Origin of the sequence: Prevotella sp. DNF00663 (genome assembly GCF_001553265.1) — a bacterium.
GTDB lineage: Bacteria > Bacteroidota > Bacteroidia > Bacteroidales > Bacteroidaceae > Prevotella.
Genome location: NZ_KQ960653.1, coordinates 50375 through 70819 on the forward strand (window position 1 = coordinate 50375; position 20445 = coordinate 70819).

15 protein-coding genes are annotated in these 20445 nt (G+C 44.9%); 7 read left to right on the plus strand and 8 right to left on the minus strand.

What is annotated here, in order from left to right; translation table 11 throughout:
- Positions 1–2 precede the first annotated feature (2 nt).
- On the plus strand, positions 3–1439 hold the full coding sequence (locus HMPREF3034_RS09945) for a sensor histidine kinase (RefSeq protein WP_062435217.1): 1437 nt from the start codon (positions 3–5) through the stop codon (positions 1437–1439).
- A 35-nt stretch (positions 1440–1474) separates the two neighbouring features.
- Here HMPREF3034_RS09945 and HMPREF3034_RS09950 read toward each other — a convergent pair whose 3' ends face one another.
- Complete coding sequence (locus HMPREF3034_RS09950; RefSeq protein WP_062435220.1) at positions 1475–2596, minus strand: type II toxin-antitoxin system HipA family toxin; 1122 nt, start codon at positions 2594–2596, stop codon at positions 1475–1477.
- Positions 2583–2897, minus strand: coding sequence for a helix-turn-helix domain-containing protein (locus tag HMPREF3034_RS09955; protein ID WP_062435222.1), 315 nt, complete (start codon positions 2895–2897; stop codon positions 2583–2585). Before HMPREF3034_RS09955 ends, HMPREF3034_RS09950 begins: the two co-directional genes overlap by 14 nt.
- A 214-nt stretch (positions 2898–3111) precedes the next feature.
- Between HMPREF3034_RS09955 and HMPREF3034_RS09960 the strand changes: the two genes are divergently transcribed.
- From HMPREF3034_RS09960 to HMPREF3034_RS09970, 3 genes are all read left to right on the plus strand, one after another.
- Positions 3112–4356 carry a peptidase U32 family protein gene (locus HMPREF3034_RS09960; RefSeq protein ID WP_062435225.1) on the plus strand — a complete coding sequence of 415 codons (1245 nt, stop codon included), beginning with the start codon at positions 3112–3114 and terminating at the stop codon, positions 4354–4356.
- 70 nt (positions 4357–4426) lie between these two features.
- Complete coding sequence (locus HMPREF3034_RS09965) at positions 4427–4855, plus strand: SufE family protein (protein WP_062435230.1); 429 nt, start codon at positions 4427–4429, stop codon at positions 4853–4855.
- A gap of 1 nt (position 4856) precedes the next feature.
- Complete coding sequence (locus tag HMPREF3034_RS09970) at positions 4857–5399, plus strand: RNA methyltransferase (protein ID WP_062435235.1); 543 nt, start codon at positions 4857–4859, stop codon at positions 5397–5399.
- Between the two features lie 72 nt (positions 5400–5471).
- Here HMPREF3034_RS09970 and HMPREF3034_RS09975 read toward each other — a convergent pair whose 3' ends face one another.
- Both HMPREF3034_RS09975 and HMPREF3034_RS09980 read right to left on the minus strand, forming a co-directional pair.
- A complete protein-coding gene (locus HMPREF3034_RS09975; protein ID WP_062435245.1) occupies positions 5472–7412 on the minus strand; it encodes an LTA synthase family protein in 1941 nt (646 codons plus the stop codon).
- 376 nt (positions 7413–7788) lie between these two features.
- The gene (locus HMPREF3034_RS09980; protein WP_062435247.1) at positions 7789–8097 is read right to left on the minus strand and encodes a hypothetical protein; all 309 of its coding nucleotides are present in this window, start codon (positions 8095–8097) and stop codon (positions 7789–7791) included.
- 189 nt (positions 8098–8286) lie between these two features.
- Here HMPREF3034_RS09980 and HMPREF3034_RS09985 point away from each other — a divergent pair, with 189 nt between their 5' ends.
- Positions 8287–8934, plus strand: coding sequence for a DUF4294 domain-containing protein (locus HMPREF3034_RS09985; protein WP_036897723.1), 648 nt, complete (start codon positions 8287–8289; stop codon positions 8932–8934).
- Between the two features lie 135 nt (positions 8935–9069).
- Positions 9070–10554 (plus strand): cysteine--tRNA ligase, encoded by a 1485-nt coding sequence (gene cysS, locus HMPREF3034_RS09990; protein ID WP_062435249.1) that lies wholly within the window; start codon positions 9070–9072, stop codon positions 10552–10554.
- A 95-nt stretch (positions 10555–10649) separates the two neighbouring features.
- On the opposite strand, the gene HMPREF3034_RS09995 is transcribed toward cysS, so the two are convergent.
- The 4 genes from HMPREF3034_RS09995 to HMPREF3034_RS10010 are packed head-to-tail and all read right to left on the minus strand — an operon-like array spanning position 10650 to position 18779.
- The gene (locus tag HMPREF3034_RS09995; protein WP_036897718.1) at positions 10650–13142 is read right to left on the minus strand and encodes a zinc-dependent metalloprotease; all 2493 of its coding nucleotides are present in this window, start codon (positions 13140–13142) and stop codon (positions 10650–10652) included.
- 10 nt (positions 13143–13152) lie between these two features.
- The gene (locus HMPREF3034_RS10000) at positions 13153–14073 is read right to left on the minus strand and encodes a hypothetical protein (protein ID WP_062435251.1); all 921 of its coding nucleotides are present in this window, start codon (positions 14071–14073) and stop codon (positions 13153–13155) included.
- 14 nt (positions 14074–14087) lie between these two features.
- Positions 14088–15518, minus strand: coding sequence for a RagB/SusD family nutrient uptake outer membrane protein (locus HMPREF3034_RS10005; protein ID WP_052052859.1), 1431 nt, complete (start codon positions 15516–15518; stop codon positions 14088–14090).
- 15 nt (positions 15519–15533) lie between these two features.
- Positions 15534–18779 (minus strand): SusC/RagA family TonB-linked outer membrane protein, encoded by a 3246-nt coding sequence (locus HMPREF3034_RS10010; RefSeq protein WP_231725664.1) that lies wholly within the window; start codon positions 18777–18779, stop codon positions 15534–15536.
- Between the two features lie 383 nt (positions 18780–19162).
- Between HMPREF3034_RS10010 and metK the strand changes: the two genes are divergently transcribed.
- Positions 19163–20437: a methionine adenosyltransferase gene (gene metK / locus HMPREF3034_RS10015; RefSeq protein WP_062435255.1), complete on the plus strand. Its 1275-nt coding sequence runs from the start codon at positions 19163–19165 to the stop codon at positions 20435–20437.
- Positions 20438–20445: the final 8 nt, after the last annotated feature.

Here is a 20445-nt window from a genome sequence, read left to right on the forward strand (position 1 = left end):
AGATGCAACCATCCATAGACAAACCAACAGGAACAACCATCGGGCAGCGCATGTTTGTACTTGTGCTCACAGTCTTTGTGCTCGTTGTGGCGCTCTTATTATCCATGAACCATGTGGGAGAGAACCGGCATAAAGCCGAACTCATCAACCTACGACTGCAAGACTACAACGACCGCATGTACGAAGTACTGGAGTTGACGGGGAAAAATAATGAGGCAGCCATTGCCAAATACGTCAATACGCACCGCATCAATGGCATGCGCGTAACATTGATACGCCCATCGGGACGCATAGTCTTCGACAACGAGGTGAAAGACTATGCCCATATTCCCAACCATAAGAATCGTCGAGAGGTGGCCACAGCATTACGCCAAGGAAGCGGTTTCGACATCAATCGCAACAGCCAGACGCTGGGTCACAAGTATTTCTATTCGGCTACATATTATCCAAGCGACTCTCTTGTCATTCGTTCGGCACTGCCTTACGACAACAACATGCTTGATGGACTGGACGATAACATGCTCTATCTATGGCTATCGCTCTGTGCACTCATCGTCATCACGCTTGTACTCTATCGCTTTATCCACCGATTGAGCCGCAATGTGACGAAGTTACGCCTCTTCGCAAGCCGTGCCGACCGCAACGAAAGTCTTGATAGTGAAGACTTGGTACAATTCTCCAACGACGAATTAGGGGAAATATCAGAGTACATCATCAAGCTTTATAAACGGCTACAGCGTAGTAAAGAGGAGCAAGCCAACATGAGAAAGGAACTCACACAGAACATTGCGCACGAACTTAAAACACCTGCTGCCACCATCCAAGGGTACTTGGAGACCATCATAGCCAACCCCGATATGGATGCAAAAATAAAACAACAGTTCATCGAACGAAGCTATGCGCAGAGTCAACGGTTAGGTAGTTTGCTCGTAGATATATCTACGCTCAACAAGATGGACAACATAGGCAGCAGGCCACAACAGCCAGTTGACTTCGACATTGCGACAATAGTACGCGACATTGTAGACGAGACAGCACTCGAAAGACAGGAAAAGAACTTGCTGTTCCACAACCAACTACCGCAACAACTGCCTTTCCGTGGCGACCAATCACTTGTCTACAGCATCTTCCGAAACCTCACCGACAACGCCATTGCGTACGCCGGAGAGGGTAAATGCATCACGCTTCATGTGGAAGTAACTCCGGATGAGTATGCGTTTACATTCAAAGACGACGGTGTAGGCATCCCTCCGCAACATCTATCTCGCATCTTTGAACGATTCTACAGGGTGGATAAAGGTCGCAGCAGAAAGCTCGGCGGCACCGGATTGGGACTCGCCATCGTCAAAAATGCAGTGATGATACATGGTGGAACCATCACCGTAGAGAACCTAGAAGAGGGAGGCGTGGCGTTTAAGTTCACCCTTTCGCGAGGTTGAGAGGCTAGAACTGCTTTCAACAACAATAGCCCGAATTACGGAAAAGGAAACTCATAATCCTTATTCTTAATTCGTTTTACCAATTCTCTGCCAATGGGTCTAACCTCATCAATAATTGATTCACACACTTTTTGAGGTATTTGAATTCTCATTCCTGCATTGATTAAATCTTCATCGGTAGGACTATCGGTATAACCAACCGTTGTTGCATGCGTCTCCAAAGGACTATCATGAGTCATATCGTAAGCAGGTGATAGTTTCCATTTGCCATCTATATATAGGAAAGAGAAGTTTCGTGCATGGTCATCGAAGTTTTCTGAATAGTAATTGAATACCATCCTTCTGAATTGTTGTTCCACTTCTACATGATCCTGCGTAATATATCCCGTTAAAGCAAGAAGTGTATTGTAATCCATTTTAGGCGGATTGATACCCTCGTTCAGAAGCCCACTGGCCGTAACCATATGGATTCTATCTCCATTGGGGGCTATATCGAAACGTTCTTCACCAAAGTAGCGACCATTGAATAACCAAAATTGTGGGACAATGATTCCTGCTTTCTGCGCAGCTTTGTTATACATGTATTCTATAAGTCCCGCATCAAGAGGGTCATATGTTTGGCGAAACTTCACGATCCAACTTATTCCGTCTGCATTTAACAACACTTTGGGGCGAACACCACCGGAGTTTCCACTAGCCATATATAATCTTCCGGCATTCTTATCGCTCTTTTCAGAAAGCGCCTCTAGCGCCTCATGCTGTATCTTGTCAAGGTCTATGCTGTCTTCCGGTATTGATATTTTATTGTCAGGAACATAGCACAATGCTCCCATACCGGACGAACCGACGATACTTAGTTTCTGTAATGGATCTAGTTCCATGTAGTTGACACCATGCTTTCTTAGCTCTTTGGTCAACATATACTCTCCATAGCCACCGGGTATGCTATCCTCAAACACGCCAAAGTTACCACCAAACGGTGTAAGTTCGGCTTCAAACAACTCTGGTATAAGCGGAAGTTTCAAGGGAGAGATGGAAAATCCGGTGTCAAGCCATTCTCTATCATATTGGAACAAACATGTCCCATTCGTCCCCATAGTCATTCTTCCCACAAGAATATGATGGTACAGGACTTTCAAAGATTCAACCTTTCTCATCGGTTCCTCTCTTTCTACTTTTATTTTTGTTGATCTTTACCATCTCATCAAGGCTATTATACTTGGGCTTAGACATGACTTCCATCAGTTCCTGAGCATACCCTAAGGCACGACCTATCTTTACAAAACTGCCCAAAGAGATCTCACCGGTATGTTCAAAACGCTGTATGGTAGACAAAGGTACACCACTAAGGTCGGACAAAGCCTTTTGTGACATATTCTTTTCCAGCCTACGTAGCCTGCAACACTCTGATAGTCTTCGCTGAATATCGTCACTTGAAATCGGTTCAAAGACATACATATATTACAATTTATATATTAGTTACTATACCTAATATTCTTATTTTATAACTTATATATTAGTTATTACAAATATACACAAAAGACTTATAAGAGCCAAATATTTCTTCTTATTTCTAGACACAATCTCTATATGTGATTTTACAAGCCCCTCTTACAGTCAACTATCTGCAAATTAATGCTCATTTATCATTGATTTACAGTACCTTTGCAGCATGGATAAGAATATATCAGATTATGAAATAATGGCTCCGGTGGGCTCGCGAGAATCGCTCGCAGCAGCTATTCAGGCCGGTACAGACTCCGTTTACTTCGGCATCGGACAGCTGAACATGCGCTCACATTCGGCCAATCACTTCACCATAGACGACTTACGAGAGATTGCAGCAACGTGTAATGAGCACGGTATCAAAACCTATCTCACGGTAAACACAGTCATCTACGACGAGGATATAGCCACAATGCACGAGATAATAGACGCTGCCAAGGAGGCCGGAATATCGGCTGTTATCGCTTCAGACGTAGCAGTAATGGCCTATTGTAATGAAATTGGCGAGGAAGTTCACCTGTCTACGCAACTCAATATATCGAATACGGAGGCTTTAAAGTTCTATGCTCGGTTTGCAGACGTATCGGTATTGGCTCGCGAACTGAAAATGGAACAGGTGAAATACATCCACGAACAAATAGTCGAACAGAATATTTGCGGTCCGCTAGGCAAGCCCGTTCGTATCGAAATGTTCTGTCATGGTGCACTATGTATGGCTGTTTCGGGCAAATGTTACATGAGTCTTCACGATGCAAATCGCTCAGCCAACCGCGGCCAATGCGTACAAATATGCCGCCGTTCGTATACTGTAACCGACAACGAAACGGGAAAACAGCTGGAGATAGACAATAAATACATCATGAGTCCAAAGGACTTGAAAACCGTACGCTTCGTAGATAAGATGATGGATGCGGGTGTTCGGGTGTTCAAAATCGAAGGACGTGCGCGTGGCCCCGAATATGTGTACACCGTAGTAAAATGCTATAAAGAGGCCATACAGAGCGTTCTTGATGGCACTTTCACCGAAGAGAAGAAGGACGAATGGGACAAACGACTCGCAACCGTGTTCAACCGCGGCTTCTGGGATGGCTATTATCAAGGCCAGACAATGGGTGAATGGACCAAGAATTACGGTAACAAGGCCACACAGAAGAAAATACTTGTAGGCAAAGTAACCAAGCACTTCGCAAAGATAGGGGTAGCCGAGATTGCCGTGGAAGCCACTACATTCAACGTAGGAGACAAGTTACTCATCACCGGACCGACTACCGGAGCCATGTATCTTGATGCTACAGAGATACGTTATGACCTGAAACCCGTAGAGAAAGCAGAACAGGGATGGCGTATTTCCATCCCCGTACCCGACAAAGTGCGCCCCAATGACAAGCTGTTTAAGCTGGTAGAAGGGTGACTCTATATGCTCTAAAACATCATAAAAGAGCCATATAAAATATACAGAATAAGGATATTAGCAAACAAATATGACTATCAACGAATTGCAAGACGAAGTCATTGCGGAGTTTGAAGACTTCACCGACTGGATGGATCGATACCAAATGCTCATCGACCTAGGCAATGATTTGGAAGTATTAGACAATCAATATAAAACAGAAAGCAACCTTATCAATGGTTGTCAAAGCCGTGTGTGGGTGCAATGCGACTATACAGACGGGCTCATCAAGCTCACAGCAGACAGCGATGCGCTCATCGTCAAAGGCATCATAGCCCTGTTGATTCGCGTATTAAGCAGTCATACACCAACCGAGATACTCGATGCCGACCTGTATTTCATCGACCGTATCGGGCTGCGTGAGCATCTCTCGCCCACCCGTAGCAATGGTTTGCTCTCAATGATTAAGCAGATTCGCATGTACGCATTGGCTTATAAAACTAAGGAGGAACAGCAGTAAAATGCGCAAGCTCAAGACGATAGAGATGCAACGACTCACGGTCGACGAGTTCAAAGAGGCCGAAAAGCTGCCTCTGATAGTGGTTCTCGATGACGTACGATCGCTGTATAATGTAGGAAGTGTGTTTCGTTCATGCGACGCTTTCCGTGTAGAGGCAGTCTATCTGTGCGGTATCACGGCCACACCTCCCAATGCCGAGATTCACAAAACGGCTCTTGGCGGTGAAGACAGTGTGGATTGGAAATACTTCCCTAGCGCGATTGAGGCCGTCGAAGCCCTCCACTGCGATGGCTATTATATATATGGTATCGAGCAAGTTGAGGGTTCTGTAAAATTACAAGACCTATCGTTAGACCGTCAAGGCAAATATGCCGTAGTCTTCGGAAACGAGGTTAAGGGCGTCGCTCAGGCTGTTATCGACCGTTGCGACAGCTGTCTGGAGATTCCACAGTTTGGTACCAAGCATTCGCTCAACGTGAGTGTGACTACCGGTATCGTCGTTTGGGAGTTTGCCCGCCACCTCATCTTGGATTCCTATAAATAGACATCAACTTACAAGAAAGCCTATCAAGCTCCACCCATATCCCCCTTTGCCCACTGCATTGGGGGATTTTTGTTATCTTCGACCATCACCTCGGCGGTAGATATATTCCGCCGTTTGAATCATAGCCTTGGCATATTCTTCGAGCGATTCATAGGCTTTGGTCTTTGCCACAGCCTTTTGCTGACTGTCATAACAAAAACTTTTCTGAATCTTCGGGGCATAGACATAACGTCGCGAAGCATCTCTCCCCACGATTTGGTTATCGGCAGAATAGAACACATGGTCTCTTTTCGTCTTTAAAAGATTGACACCAAAGCCATCATAAGCATAACTCATGTTCAGCATACCAAGCAAAGTCGGCATTACATCAACTTGCATACCTAGCCCATCATATACTTGCGGCTTTACGTCCGCACCGAAAATCATCAGTGGAATATGATTGTAGCTTTCTGGCAATTCACTATTATCCATGCCAACCATCTTACCGTGATCGGCCAAAACGACGAATATTGTGTTCTTATACCATGCCTCCCGGCTCGCTTTACGCAAGAAATCGCCAACAGCCCAGTCGGCATACTCCACTATTTGCGACTCCGGTTCGCTGGTATGCGGCTTGAAGAACGGTGGAATAATATAAGGTGGATGGTTGCTAATAGTGAGAAGCGTCGCCATAAAGGGTTTGCCTGTAGCCGCCTGACGGTTGATAACGGGCAGCGCATACTGGAACAAATAGTGGTCGGACACGCCGAAACTGTTCACCACCTCGCTCTTCGGATAGTTCTCTTGCGAATAAATTTCATCATATCCGTTGGTAGAGAAGAAGGCTTTCATGTTGTCGTACTGCGCCTCATGAGTCATAAAAAACATATTATGGTAACCCTCTCGCTTCAGTACCGTGGGAATTCCGTCGCGCCGGGGAGTCACCGTACCCTTCATCAGGTTCCTAAACATCAGCGCAGGAAAGGAATATAGCGTTGCCGTCATACCGTGGTTCGTGTGGATTCCGGCACTATAGAAGCGGTTGAATGTCAACGAATGATGATAGAGCGAGTCTAGCGTGGGTGTGAGATGTTGGCCGTTACCGAACGATTCAAGTAGTGGTGCCGACATCGACTCCATCAGAATAATAACCACATTGTATTTCTTGACAACACCATCAGCCTTGACATACCGACGCAAAACGTGCGTACTATCCACCTTACCTTCGATTCCCAAACTGTTACGAGCTATCGTAATGGCCTTATTATAAGGCATCAAATGCAACTCTCGGTTCTCACTTCTCATGTCGTCCAGTGCACTTGTAAGCAAATTAAACGCCGGATTGATGCCCAACTGATTGAGGAAAGCATCGTTACAGTAATAAGCCTGACTGATTTTAATAGGGTTATACCCTATCCGGCCACGTATGCCAAAAACACAAAGTCCACCGACCAACAGCAGCACAACGGTACGTAAACTGCATGAGACGATGCCTATACGCGAAACAGGAAGCGTTTGTAACCGTTGATACCAATACTTCTCCAGCTTCAACCCTGCCCACCAAAACAGACCAGCAACGACAAAGAATAACGCAATATGGACGAGATAACTCTTCTCTTCGACCAACATACCGGCCGTAGTGCCCGTATAAGAGAACCATTCAAAAATAGACGAGTTGATATTCTTAGAGAAATACTGGAAATAAGGAGTATTGGCAGCTGACACAGCCAATGCCAATGTCATCAACACACCGTACCAAATGGTGACCGACCGATACGTCCATCGACGACGAAAACCCACAATGGCACTGCCCAACAAGAAGACAATAGGCAACAAAGAGATATAACAAAGGATGACATTGTCGAACCATAGGCCGCGAACAAAGGCTATCATCGGGTTGGCTTCGCCCATACAGAGATGGCGTAAGAACAAAAACTCGATGAGTCTGAAAGCACTTAGACACAGCAATCCCAACACATGTATCGTAACAAGATATAAGAGCGAAATACTAGTTTGTCGATTTTTACTGAACATGATAGATTCTTTTGATTGACAAGTCTTACCGACTTACAATCTACGAAGGTACACATTATCAACGAAAAAACGACTGTCAGAATCCCAAAAAGCTCCTATCAATCTTGAAAACTCACTATTCTTCACTCCTAATAAGTCTACTTGTTTACCCATCTATCAGTCTATTAACCGACTGCAAGGTCTTTTCAGCATCGCTGCATCAACGTGGCAACAAAATTGCTGAGCCCAGACAGCAATGCTGCCAATAGCTTGCAGCAACCTCACCCCACCCCTCTCCCAAGGAGAGGAAGGAGTATATGGAAAGGAAAGGTGATGAATTAGTGTAGTCACCCTTCCTTTCTGGAAACAAGAAATAGGTAAGAATAAAAGCTTACCGTTAGAAGTTGACACCGAAGGTAAGATTGAATGTACCGGTATGCGTATCTTCGAAGTCGTCTTTACCGACGTTAGCTAACCCGACATCGTAGCTCGCTTCTAAATAAAGCATTTGGAATCCAAGTCCGCATCCTACCTTGATACCACCATCGAAACGATTGAAGTTGTCGTTGTAATCCTCACTGAAGCTAGGATAAGCAGCACGCTTACGTGGCGGAATGGGGCGTCCGTCAGGGTAATACTGTGCCTTGACCGGCATGGTGCACAATAACAAGAGGGCCGATAATGATAAAAGAATGTAATGTTTCATAAGTCTCTAATTGATTGGTTTCTAAGGCAAATGTACGTAATCATGGGCAAAGTGAACAGGGAGAAAAGCCTATTTGGCAGAGGATTTTCCCTAAAATGCAACTGTAGAACCGGGCTGTATGGCGCGTAAAAGGAAATTTAGCCTGCTAAATTTCACCGATTCCGAAAATATAACTACTTTTGCTTTGCGATGAAACTACGTATCAACATACTGTGCATATTCATCTGTTTGTGCCACATTTCGGCGTTGGCACAGAACGATGGAGCAGTTCGTGTCAATCCCGAAGATCGAGTGGTGGATATGGACAATCCCACTTTCGTGCCGATGGTGAAAGTGGGTAAGGTGATGAAAGATGGTGATTCCATCCAGTATGTAGAGTTGAACAATATCTATGTGTACCCTGTGCCGGTGTTTACAAATGCACGTCAACGCGTAGCTTACAACCGCTTGGTGGCCAATGTGAAAAAGGTTTTGCCCATAGCCAAGGAAGTGAACCGTATCATTATCGAAACAGGCGACTATCTGGAAACACTCCCTAACAAGCGTGCCCGCGACGCGCACATGAAGATAGTAGAGAAAAGTTTGAAGGAAGAGTACGGGCCACGCATGAAGAAACTCTCGTATACACAGGGTAAACTCTTGATAAAACTAGTCTATCGCGAATGCAACAGCTCGTCGTACAACCTTATCCAAGCCTTTCTCGGTCCTATTCGTGCCGGCTTTTGGCAAGCTTTTGCGTGGGCTTTCGGTGCTAGTCTGATGAAGCAATACGATGGCGATGGCGTGGACAGAGTGACCGAACGAATCGTCAGACAGGTTGAGGCGGGACAATTGTGAAAAACGTTTGTGTTTTATTTTCCTATTTCTAGCGTTTGCATTACCTTTGTAGAAGCTAAGCGACACTCGGCAATTTAAAAGTGAACTTTCATTGCGCTCATTTGCATTACCTTTGTAAAAGCTAAATATTACAATATGGAACAGAAGTTTTTTATCTATAATACTCTTTCTCGGAGGAAAGAGATTTTCAAGCCATTGCATGCTCCTAACGTGGGAATGTATGTGTGTGGACCGACCGTTTATGGCGACCCACATTTGGGACATGCCCGTCCTGCCATCACGTTCGACCTGCTTTTCCGCTATCTGAAGCACCTCGGCTATAAGGTACGCTACGTGCGTAACATCACCGATGTGGGACACTTGGAACACGATGCCGACGAAGGCGATGACAAGATTGAGAAGAAAGCACGTCTGGAACAGCTCGAACCAATGGAGATAGCGCAGCATTATACCAATCGTTATCACCAAGCGATGGATGCACTCAACGTGCTTCCGCCCAGTATCGAGCCGCATGCCACTGGGCATATCATCGAACAGGAAGAACTGGTAAAAGAGATTTTGAACAATGGATATGCTTATGAAAGCAATGGTTCTATCTATTTCGATATAGAGAAATACAACAAAGACCATAAATACGGTATTCTTTCAGGGCGCAACCTCGATGATGTCATCAACAACAGTCGCGAACTTGACGGCGTGGGAGAGAAGCGTAATCAGGTGGACTTTGCTTTGTGGAAGAAAGCACAACCCGAACATATCATGCGTTGGCCGAGTCCGTGGGGCGACGGTTTCCCCGGTTGGCACTGCGAATGTACGGCTATGGGACGTAAATATCTAGGCGAACACTTCGATATTCACGGTGGTGGAATGGACTTGGTATTCCCACATCACGAGTGCGAGATTGCTCAAGCGGTGGCTAGTCAGGGCGACCAAATGGTACATTACTGGATGCACAACAACATGATAACCATCAATGGACAGAAGATGGGTAAGAGTCTAGGTAACTTCATTACGCTCGAACAGTTCTTCACGGGCAATCATGAGAGTCTGGAGAAGGCTTTCTCGCCCATGACTATACGCTTCTTCATCCTCTCAGCCCACTATCGTGGCACGGTAGACTTCTCTAACGAAGCGCTCATTGCCAGTGAGAAAGGACTCAATAAGTTGATGAATGGTATCGCAGATTTGAGTCGTGTACAGGCCGGAAACGAGAGTGATGCATCAACAAAAGCCTTTGTTGCAGGATTTCGCCAACAGTGCTACGATGCCATGAACGACGATTTACAGACACCAGTGGTTATCAGTCATCTGTTCGAAGCATGTCATTTGATTAACATTCTGCTCGACCATAAAGCGCAAATCAGCGGTGAAGACCTTACGGAATTGGCCGACACGATGAATCTCTTTGCCTTTGAACTGCTAGGATTGAAGAATGAGCACGCTTCTAACAACGATGTACGAGAGGCTGCTTTCGGCAAGGTGGTAGACATGGTATTGGAACTTCGCAAGAAAGCTAAGGACAATAAAGACTGGTCAACAAGCGACCAAATACGCGATGCACTTGCTGCTGCCGGCTTTGAAATAAAAGATACCAAGGACGGAGTGACTTGGAAGTTGTAAGAAGAATGTATCCCTCCGAATGGGGATGAGATTCAATCAGAATATAAAAAAAGCCCGGCTCCATGAAGAGTCGGGCTTTTTACATTCATAAAATCTTATTTTAATGCTGCATTGACATCGCTATAAAGGGCGTCGTAATGGGCACGAAGCATCTTGCTAGAGGCTGAAACACGCAAACGCCCCAGCAGTTTCTTGAGGTCGAGCGCAAGCCCTTGGGTTACCGGAGTGCGAATCATGCGGAAGTCTTCCAATGGGTCGAACTCGAAGAATGACTTAGAACCGCGGTCGAGATTGTCGTGTATACCGCATACATGGGGCTGAGAAGCAAAGAAAGCAGAACCTGATAGCGACTTCTTTTCTTGCTTGGCAGAGAGTGCACGCAGCAAACTATTGACATAAACGATTTGCAACTGACGCTCGTAGAGATTAGGTACAGCATTGCGTAAGCTCTTAGCCCACACGAAACGATACACTTCGTCCATCATTTCTTGATAGGTATAGGCCTTGGTTGGCTCCATCTGCTCAAACAGCGAGAGCGCTGTGGCCACCGGACCGGCAAACAAACTCTTCAAGAAACGGGCTTGCATGTTGCTGACCGACTGTATGCGACCGGTCTTTTCAACAATACTCTTGTCGTTATACCAGTTAGGTAGGTCGGCTATGTTGCGCAAAACAAATTGCAATGCACGCTTCTGTGTGTTGCGATCGGTAAAACGGAAGTTGGGCTTACCATCTCCTGCGACAGGCTCATCCATATAGATACTGCCCACATACATCACTGCATGATAGATCTCGCGTTGTAGTTGTTCGGCCACTTCGTTGTGTGCTTCCTGCAAACGCTTGTAATCTTTGCCATCCTCTACACACCATTCTGCAAGATGTTTCACGATATACTTGAGATTCTTAATGCCATATTCACCAGCCTTGACAGCGTCATCGCCCAAGTCTTCTGACTGACAACTGGGGTCTACAGAGTTGAAGAAATACTGTTGACCATAGAGATACATCGGATTGTTTTCCTTCTCTCTAATCCATTTATTAAGTGTTGGCAATTCGTCTTCAGGCGTCACTGCACCGGGAATAGGCTTATATCCCCATGCAATGGCATATGAATCGTATACTCCTAATGGCGGAGGCAGCAGGTTGACTCCCTTATCTCCGGGCTGCGCCACATAATTATAGCGGGCATAATCCATGATAGACGGGGTGGTACCATACTTCTGTGTGAATGTAGCAGAGCGCAAAGAGTCGACCGGAATGGTGGCAGAAGCTCGGAAATTGTGCAAGAGTCCAAGGGTGTGACCCACTTCATGAGTAGCCACATACCGTAGAGAACTACCTGTCAACTCGTCGTCGAGAACACGCTTTCTCACCTTAGGATCGACCGCAGCAGTTTGTACAAAGCGCCAGTTATGCAGCAGTTTTACACTATTGAAGTAAAAGAGTACGTCTCCTTGAATAATCTCTCCGGAACGTGGATCGGATGCGCATGGCCCCACAGAGTTCTCAACATTGGTCGTAATCATACGATAACAATTGTATCGAATATCATCGGGATCGAAGTTAGGATCGTCTTTTGGATAGTCACGTACTTGCATCACGTTCTTGTATCCAATCTTTTCGAAAGCCTTATTCCATTCCAATACACCTTCTTTAATATAGGGTGCCCACTTGCGAGGGATGGCTGTATCGATGTAAAACACGATGGGGTTCTTGACTTCGGTGAGCTTTCCTTGAGCAAAAGCAGCACTATCTACAGGTTCCAAGTTCCAACGTTTGATATACGAAACAGGCACAACACCATCGTTACGGTCGCTGAAATACTCCTTTTTCTCATCGAAATAACCGATTCGAGGGTCTGCCAAACGTGGGCGCATAGGCTTCTCTGGTAAGAGAATAATGTTGCGCGTCATGGTCACAGTGAACGGTTCGTTGCGCGAAGTGTAGCCCATTTGCGACTTCACCTGCAAATTCTTGGGGAACGATTTAGCCCCAATAATCACGCAAAGGTCGCTAATCGGACTGCCCATCTGTGTGGCTTGAGGAACTCCGGTCTTAAAAGGATTGAGTTCTTCTATGCTTGAAGTAAAGAGCGATTCCATATCTACTAGAAGAGTAGAATCATTGGTTTCCTTGATTTTATACGACTTCCAGATGGGCGCAATGAAGTTCCTATCAAACGAAGCTTGCAAAGATGAGTTGGGATCGCAGATGTTTTTAGACGACTTCTTATGGATATAGAGTCTTTTGCCTTGGGTAGAAAGCGTAATGAGGACAGGCGAATGAGGCATCTCTCCGGCCACCGTGCTAGAGTTATTGCTTGTCGTCGATACACGCGAAGTGAGCAACAAGTCTTTCCCCAACAACGATTTGGGAATGGCAAATAGATATTCACCCTCTTTCTCATAGGCGGTAATGAGTCCGGGATGCGCTTTATAGCCGGCTACAGCCTTGCTATAACCGCTGACAGAAGTCATCTCTTGCTTCTCGGAAGCGTCTTTCTTATTAGTTTTCTTCTTACTGTTTGCAGGAGCCACGCATAACATTGCACACAATGCTATGCCTGCTCCTCTCCATAAAATATTCATTTTATTCTATTTAGGGTAATTTTTCAATGTCGTAACCATCGCATTTCAAGAATGCCTCTTTCAAGATGTCATACTTCTCTTTCATCTTGGAATACTTGGCAATGAGTGCATCTCGCTCTGCCTTGGGCGTACTGAAGATGAATGCTACCCACTGTCTGCGATCGGTATCTTCATCAGGAAGCTCTATCCACCACGACGACCACTCTTTATCATAGAATGTTGTACGATGGTTATAGCTGATAAATCCCAATGTATGATAGTCCAAGTCATCGGGCTGTGTCTCTTCTGTAACCTTACCAAAGGCTTTTGATTCACCTGCTTCTTTCTTAAAATATTCTCGGTTTACATCCGAGAATGCCTCCGGAATAGAGAATGCAGATTTCACTTCCCACAAGTAATCCATCCAATAGCGAGAGTTAATATCACCCTCGAAGTCGCGCTTTTGAGCCTCTGTATAGCTGCCCATTTCTTTGCGAACACCTCCTAATGCGAGGAAACGATTGGCAACATAGGAGTGATAATAAGGTCTGCCGGTCTCTTGACCAAGGAAGAATATGCTGTCGGCCAGCAAGATCGAGAATGGCATATACTTCTTCTTGAATTCCTCGGAATAGTGATTCAAGAACATATCATCAAGCATCTTGATACCCTTCTTGATGAGTTCGGGGCTTTGTTCAGGAGCCGTGATGAGCAGATTATTCTTCTTTTGGAAGTTATATTTGTAGTCGCGAGTAATAGGATTGGTAATCAGATACGTCTTATAATCGCGATACATCTCGAACTTACGGTGTTGAATAGGATCAGAAGTGTTATCTTCTACATTGTAGATAGGCTCTTCTATTTCGGCCGTCACATTGTCGTCGTTAGAACAAGAGACCGTTCCCAGAGTCAAAGCGACGCAAAGAGCCGATAAGATATATTTTGTATTCATACGTTACTATTGTTTTAGATGTTATTGAGTTCGCGTTCGGCACGTGGTACAGGCAATGTGTAGCGTGCGTCACCTTGCTTTAATACGTACTCTGTTTTTTGTCCTGAGACGGTGCTAGAAGAGTATGTATGTTTCAATTCAGGGCACCCCCAACGGCGAAGGTCGAACCAACGCAAGCCCTCGAAGCACAATTCTTTCCGACGTTCAGTACGAACTGCCTCTACTACCTTGTCTTTTTCGGTTATGGTTTCGGCCGTATATCCTTCAATACGCTTAGCTCGTACGGCATTCACATCATCCATAGCTTTGGCTCCTTGTCCCAATTCGGCATAAGCTTCAGCACGATTCAAGTAAACTTCAGAGAGATGGAAGTTGCCCGGATTAATATTCTTTGAACCAAGATTATAGTATTTGAACGGCTTTACATCTTTGGATGTAGGGCTACTAAAGAAACTCATACGACGCTTATCCTTCTTATCATACATGTTAAGAAGTTCCATGTTAACCTTGAAGGTCCCACGAGTACCATTAGTGGCAGAAATATAATTGGCTAATTTATAAGCTGCCTGAGAACCGTATGAAAAGAAAATCTCTTTATTAGAACCATCGTAGAATCGTTTAGTCCTGTCCGTAAGTGTACTTAAGTCGTGCAATTCTATCCCATTCTTTCCTATCAAGTCACTTGTCACATTAACCACTTCTTGAAATTCTTTACCATATAATAATACACGAGAGAGCAGCAATTGGACAGCACTAAGGTTGGGGCGGAAGATTGTTTTAGACATACCCGACGACTTAAATAGCTTGACGGCTTCAGTCAAGTCACTTTTCATGAGGACATAAACCTCCTGTAGAGTGGCACGTTGCAGTTTCTTATTCTCTACACTGATAGCAGTATTGATTGGCACACCAGCAGTCTTACTTGCTTGTTCAGCACTTTCATACGGCTTAGCATAGGTGTTTGCTAACATATAATACGACCACGCACGGATAAAACGAGCCTCAGCTTCCAAATCATCTTTTTCGTTTTGCGTGCCTGACATCTCATTCAAGCGATCCAACACGATATTCGTAATCAAGATACGATGGTAACATACACTCCACATATTATCATCTCTGATTGTATTATTGAAGTCTATCTCAGGATCTTCTTGCCATGTATAGTAGCCCCAAGTCTGCTCACGCGTATCCTGTGTGTCCTTGCGACGTACATTAACTTTCTCACCTATGTCGTCGGTCATCATATCCAAATACTCCCCAAGCATCACGCCATTGCTCTTACCTTGGTTCAATGCCTCACCGGCAATAAACTCACGGTAGTCACCAACAGTCTTAGGGATATATAAATCTTGTGATTTTTCATCGAGCAACTTATCACAAGAGGTCAACATCAGTGCTCCATAAACGAGGAGAGCCGTGCTATATATGATATGTTTGATATTCATTGTATGTACTTTTTATTAGAATGTAAGACTCAACTGGCAAGAATATCCCGTACGTGGAGGGATGGTTCCTGAAGTCAATGATAACTGTTCGGGGTCACGACCTTTCAACTTGCTATCCTTGATAACGAACAGGTTGCTGGTCTCGAATGTAATGTTTCCACTCCTCACATGGATGCGCGAGAGGATATTAGTAGGAATCTCATAGCGTAAGCTAATAGAACGACAGCGCAAGAAACTACCCGAAGCCACACGAATGTCGCTCTTGTTGTACATATCCCAACGGTTATCCGCTATAGAATACTTACGCTCGTAAGGAGCAAAACGCATTGGATTATCAGACAAAACAGGTATATTCGTCTTGGCTTCATCACCCGCCTGCTGCCAGCGATCTACGAATTCTTTCGACATATTCTGCTGCGGGAAGGGTAAACCCTGACCATTAGAAGCATACAAATCGTTGAGACGAATCTTATTACCGAATCCAAATGAGAACAAAGCATTCAGTGTAAAGCTCTTATAACGGATGGAAGAAGAGAATCCACCGGTCAAGTCGGCCTCACGTTTACCCGAATATACGAAAGCAGCATCGTATGCTTCCTGTAGACTATTGATGGTTCGTTTACCATCTGTATCAACTTCCGACTCACCATAGAAAGTGGGTAAGCCTGTTTTTGGATCCAATCCTTTGAAGCGATATGAGAACAAACTGTTTACGGCATAGCCATTCTTAACCAACGTTCCATTGATATAATCTTGCCAAGTTGGTTCTACGTCGCCCTCATTCGTAATCTTATTATAGTTCTTACCCGTATTGAACGACAAACTCCATGTGACATTTTTGGTGCGAACAGGAATCACATTCAAAGCTAATTCCCATCCTTTGTTCTCTATATCGCCCTCGTTCATAGCCACAGCACTGGCTCCATTAGAGGGAGCAATATTGCGCAACACAATTTGGTCGTAACCTTTCTTGCGGTATATATCCAACGTACCAGATACGCGATAGTCGAAGAATGAGAAATCGAGACCAAGGTTATAAGAAACCGTCTTCTCCCAATGTAGATGGTCGTTAGGCAACTGTTTCAGTGTAGACACATATTCACCGAGGGTACCATTGTAGTTTTCTTGTCTTACAATCAAGTAGGGAGTCTGACTCGGATGCACGTTTCCTTGAACACCATACGAAGCACGTACGGCAAATTCATTTAACAAATTCTGATTCTTTAAGAACTTTTCGTTGTGCATATTCCAACGAGCCGAAGCCGACCACACTGGCAAGAAGCGTACGCTCTTGTCCTGTCCGAAACGATTGGAGCCATCGGCACGTATATTGAAATTGGCGATATAACGATTGTCGTAGGTATAAGTAGCCACACCATACATAGACACCACATTATTCGTGTTGTCAATAATAGTCATCGGATTGTTTTGCAAAGCCTTAGCATATCCTTTATATGTAGTTACATCTATATCAGCAAAAGTCTTTCCACGGAATGGCATGTAACCCAAATAACGTCCAGAATGACTATTATTTTTCACCGAAATGATTTCGTTACCAACCAAAGCATAGAGTTGATGAACTTTATTAAAAGTCTTATTAAAAGCGGCTTCGTTACGGAATGTGTAGCGAGTAGAGGATGTATTGGTATACTTCAACTCTCCTCCTAATGGGATAATCGCATCATCATAATAGGTTTCATTGCCCCTAATGATAGTTCCAAATGGCACTAAACGGAATCTTGAGATATAGAAGCTATGTTCGTCAGCCCAATTCTCTTGGTCGCTTGAGTTGTGACTAATACCTGCCAAAGAACTCAACTTCAACCATTCCCAAGGACGATATACCAATTGTGCAGTCAGCGAGGTGGTATGCTTCTTGATGTTCTGTCCCGTAGTCTCCAACTCATTGAAGATATTAAAGGGCAATGAGGCATAGTTTGTCTTCTCTTGGTTATAGTACAGATAATCGCCATTGGCATCGTATGCCGGTATGGCTCTTGATGTACGGTAGGCGTAGTCGAGCAGTGAGACACTGTTATGTGGATAGTCTGAATTGCTGGAACTTGCATTGAAATTCACCGTAGCATCCAAGTTATGAGTCAACTGGATGTTGAACTTGGCCAATCCTGTGAGACGATTCATCTTTTCATAACTATTCGTACCTTGCTGATTCAGATAACTCAACGACACATAGTAGTCCATCTTCTTACCCGAACCCGACACAGAAACAGAGTGCTGCTGCGAAAATGCGTTGCGGAAAAGCATGTCCATCCAATCGGTATTCAACTCTTTCAGCGCCTTCACATTGTTACGGAAGGTATCATAGTCAATTTCCTTGTTCCAAAGCTTCTGCAATTCGCCTTCGTAACCAATGTTGGTTGGACGGAAAGTAGAGAACTCCAAGCCACGTGCCACCATTTCTTCCGACATCTCCACGCGCTCTTTCGAATTCATCAGATTGAGGATACTGTAGCTCGGAGCCAGCGTCAGTCCGAAGTTGGTCTTATATGATATGGTAGGACGTTCGCCTCTACCGCGCTTCGTAGTCACCACGATGACACCATTAGCAGCTTTCACACCATAGATAGCCGTAGCACTTACGTCTTTCAAAATGTCAATACGCTCAATGTCATCAGGGTTCAATCCCGAAATAGCATTACCGATGAAGTTTACATTATCAATATTGTTCAACTCTTCGGTCGTCACGTTGACAGGCTCATCAAGCACGATACCGTCAACCACCCATACCGGTTCACGGTTACCGGTAATAGACGATGAACCACGAATACGAATCTTAGGTGCTACACCTACGGTTGCCGAACTGTTCATAACCGATACTCCGGCCACGCGTCCTTGCAACATTTGGTCGATAGAGTTGGTCGATGGAGTTGCCAATTCTTTCATATTCATGCTGGTGATGGCACTCGACAACTTGCGCTTGTCTATCTGTTGATAACCGGTTACCACCACATTCTCCAAAGAATATGCTGATTCCTTCAATGTCACCTTGAAATTCTTCTCCCCACTCCACTTCGTTATCAAATCTTCCATACCTACATATGTGAAGCGAAGTTGGGTAGGTTTCTTACTTACTTGCAGCGAGAATTCACCATCGACATTGGTCAATGCCTTCTTGGTTCCATTCACTACACTCACCGTAACGCCCGGTAACGGCTCGTTGCTTGTATCAACTACCGTACCTTTAATGACGAATACGTCGGCCGCATGCACCTGAATCAACATCAAGCACATGAGTAACATACTAAATAAAAGTCTCCTTTTTACCATATTATATATACAATCTTAGAAATATGTCCACGGAGTGATAGATAAACACCATGTCATCAATCACTGATGGCTCCTTGATTACTTTATTCAATTTTGCAAAAATAAACATTATTCCTAGCATTTACAAGATATTTTAAACTTTTCGATGCATATATATACGATTCTGTCTCTTTTTGACAGATTTAACAATTATAGAGCGATAAAACTTGCTATGAATTAACAACAAGAGACCTCCCTCCCCATCAACGATTCTTTTAAATTCTTTGTCCGTGTCAACGAATTGTCGTAACTTTGCACATTCAAAGTTATGTAACGCATACTTCAGGTGTATGCATATTTAGAAAGGAAGTTATAACATGTCTTATTTATTCTCTTCAGAATCAGTTTCAGAGGGACATCCTGACAAGGTGTCCGACCAAATATCCGATGCTCTGCTCGACCAATTCTTGGCTTACGACCCTCAAGCACGCTGTGCCATCGAGTCGTTCTGCACCACTGGTCAGGTAGTTATCATGGGCGAGGTACGTTCAGAGGCTTATGTCGATCTGCCAACCATCACACGCCGAACCATCGAGAAGATTGGTTATAGCAAAGCCGAATACCAGTTCGACTACAATTCTTGCGGTATTCTCTCGGCCATCCACGAACAGAGCGACGACATCAACCGTGGTGTCGACCGCCAAAACGAGGAAGAACAGGGTGCCGGCGACCAAGGTATGATGTTCGGATATGCTGTCAACGAGACCGAAAACTACATGCCTGTATCGCTCGACTTGGCTCACTTGCTGATGATTGAGCTTGCCGAGATTCGCAAGGAAGGCAAGCTGATGACCTATCTGCGCCCCGACTCAAAGAGCCAAGTGACCATCGAGTACAGCGACGACAACATCCCACAGCGCATAGACACGATTGTGGTGAGCACACAACACGACGATTTTATCAAGAAAGCCGACGGAACAGACGACGATGAAGCCATGTTGGCCAAGATACGAGAGGATGTAAAGAACATCCTTATACCCCGTGTAAAGGCTCGTTGTGGCGAGAAAGTACTGGCATTATTCAATGACAACATCAAGTATTTCGTCAATCCTACGGGTAAATTCGTTATCGGTGGTCCCCACGGAGACACCGGCTTGACCGGCCGAAAGATTATCGTTGACACTTACGGAGGCAAGGGTGCACACGGCGGTGGAGCTTTCTCTGGCAAGGATTCCAGCAAGGTGGACCGCTCGGCAGCCTATGCCGTACGCCACATCGCGAAGAACATGGTGGCAGCAGGCGTTGCCGATGAGATGTTGGTACAGGTAAGTTACGCCATCGGTGTGGCTAAGCCGGTGAACATCTACGTCAACACCTACGGTCGCAGTCATGTAAACATGAGCGACGGAGAGATTGCCAAGAAAATAGAGGAATTGTTCGACCTGCGTCCGAAAGCCATTGAACGCAATCTCAAACTGCGCCAACCCATGTATTTGGAGACCGCTGCTTACGGCCACATGGGTCGCAAGAACGAGATGGTAAAGAAGACTTTCAGCAGTCGTTATCACGAAACACGCACCATCGACGTGGAACTTTTCACATGGGAGAAACTCGACCGCGTGGCCGACATCAAACGCGTGTTCAATCTCTAAGTCTATCT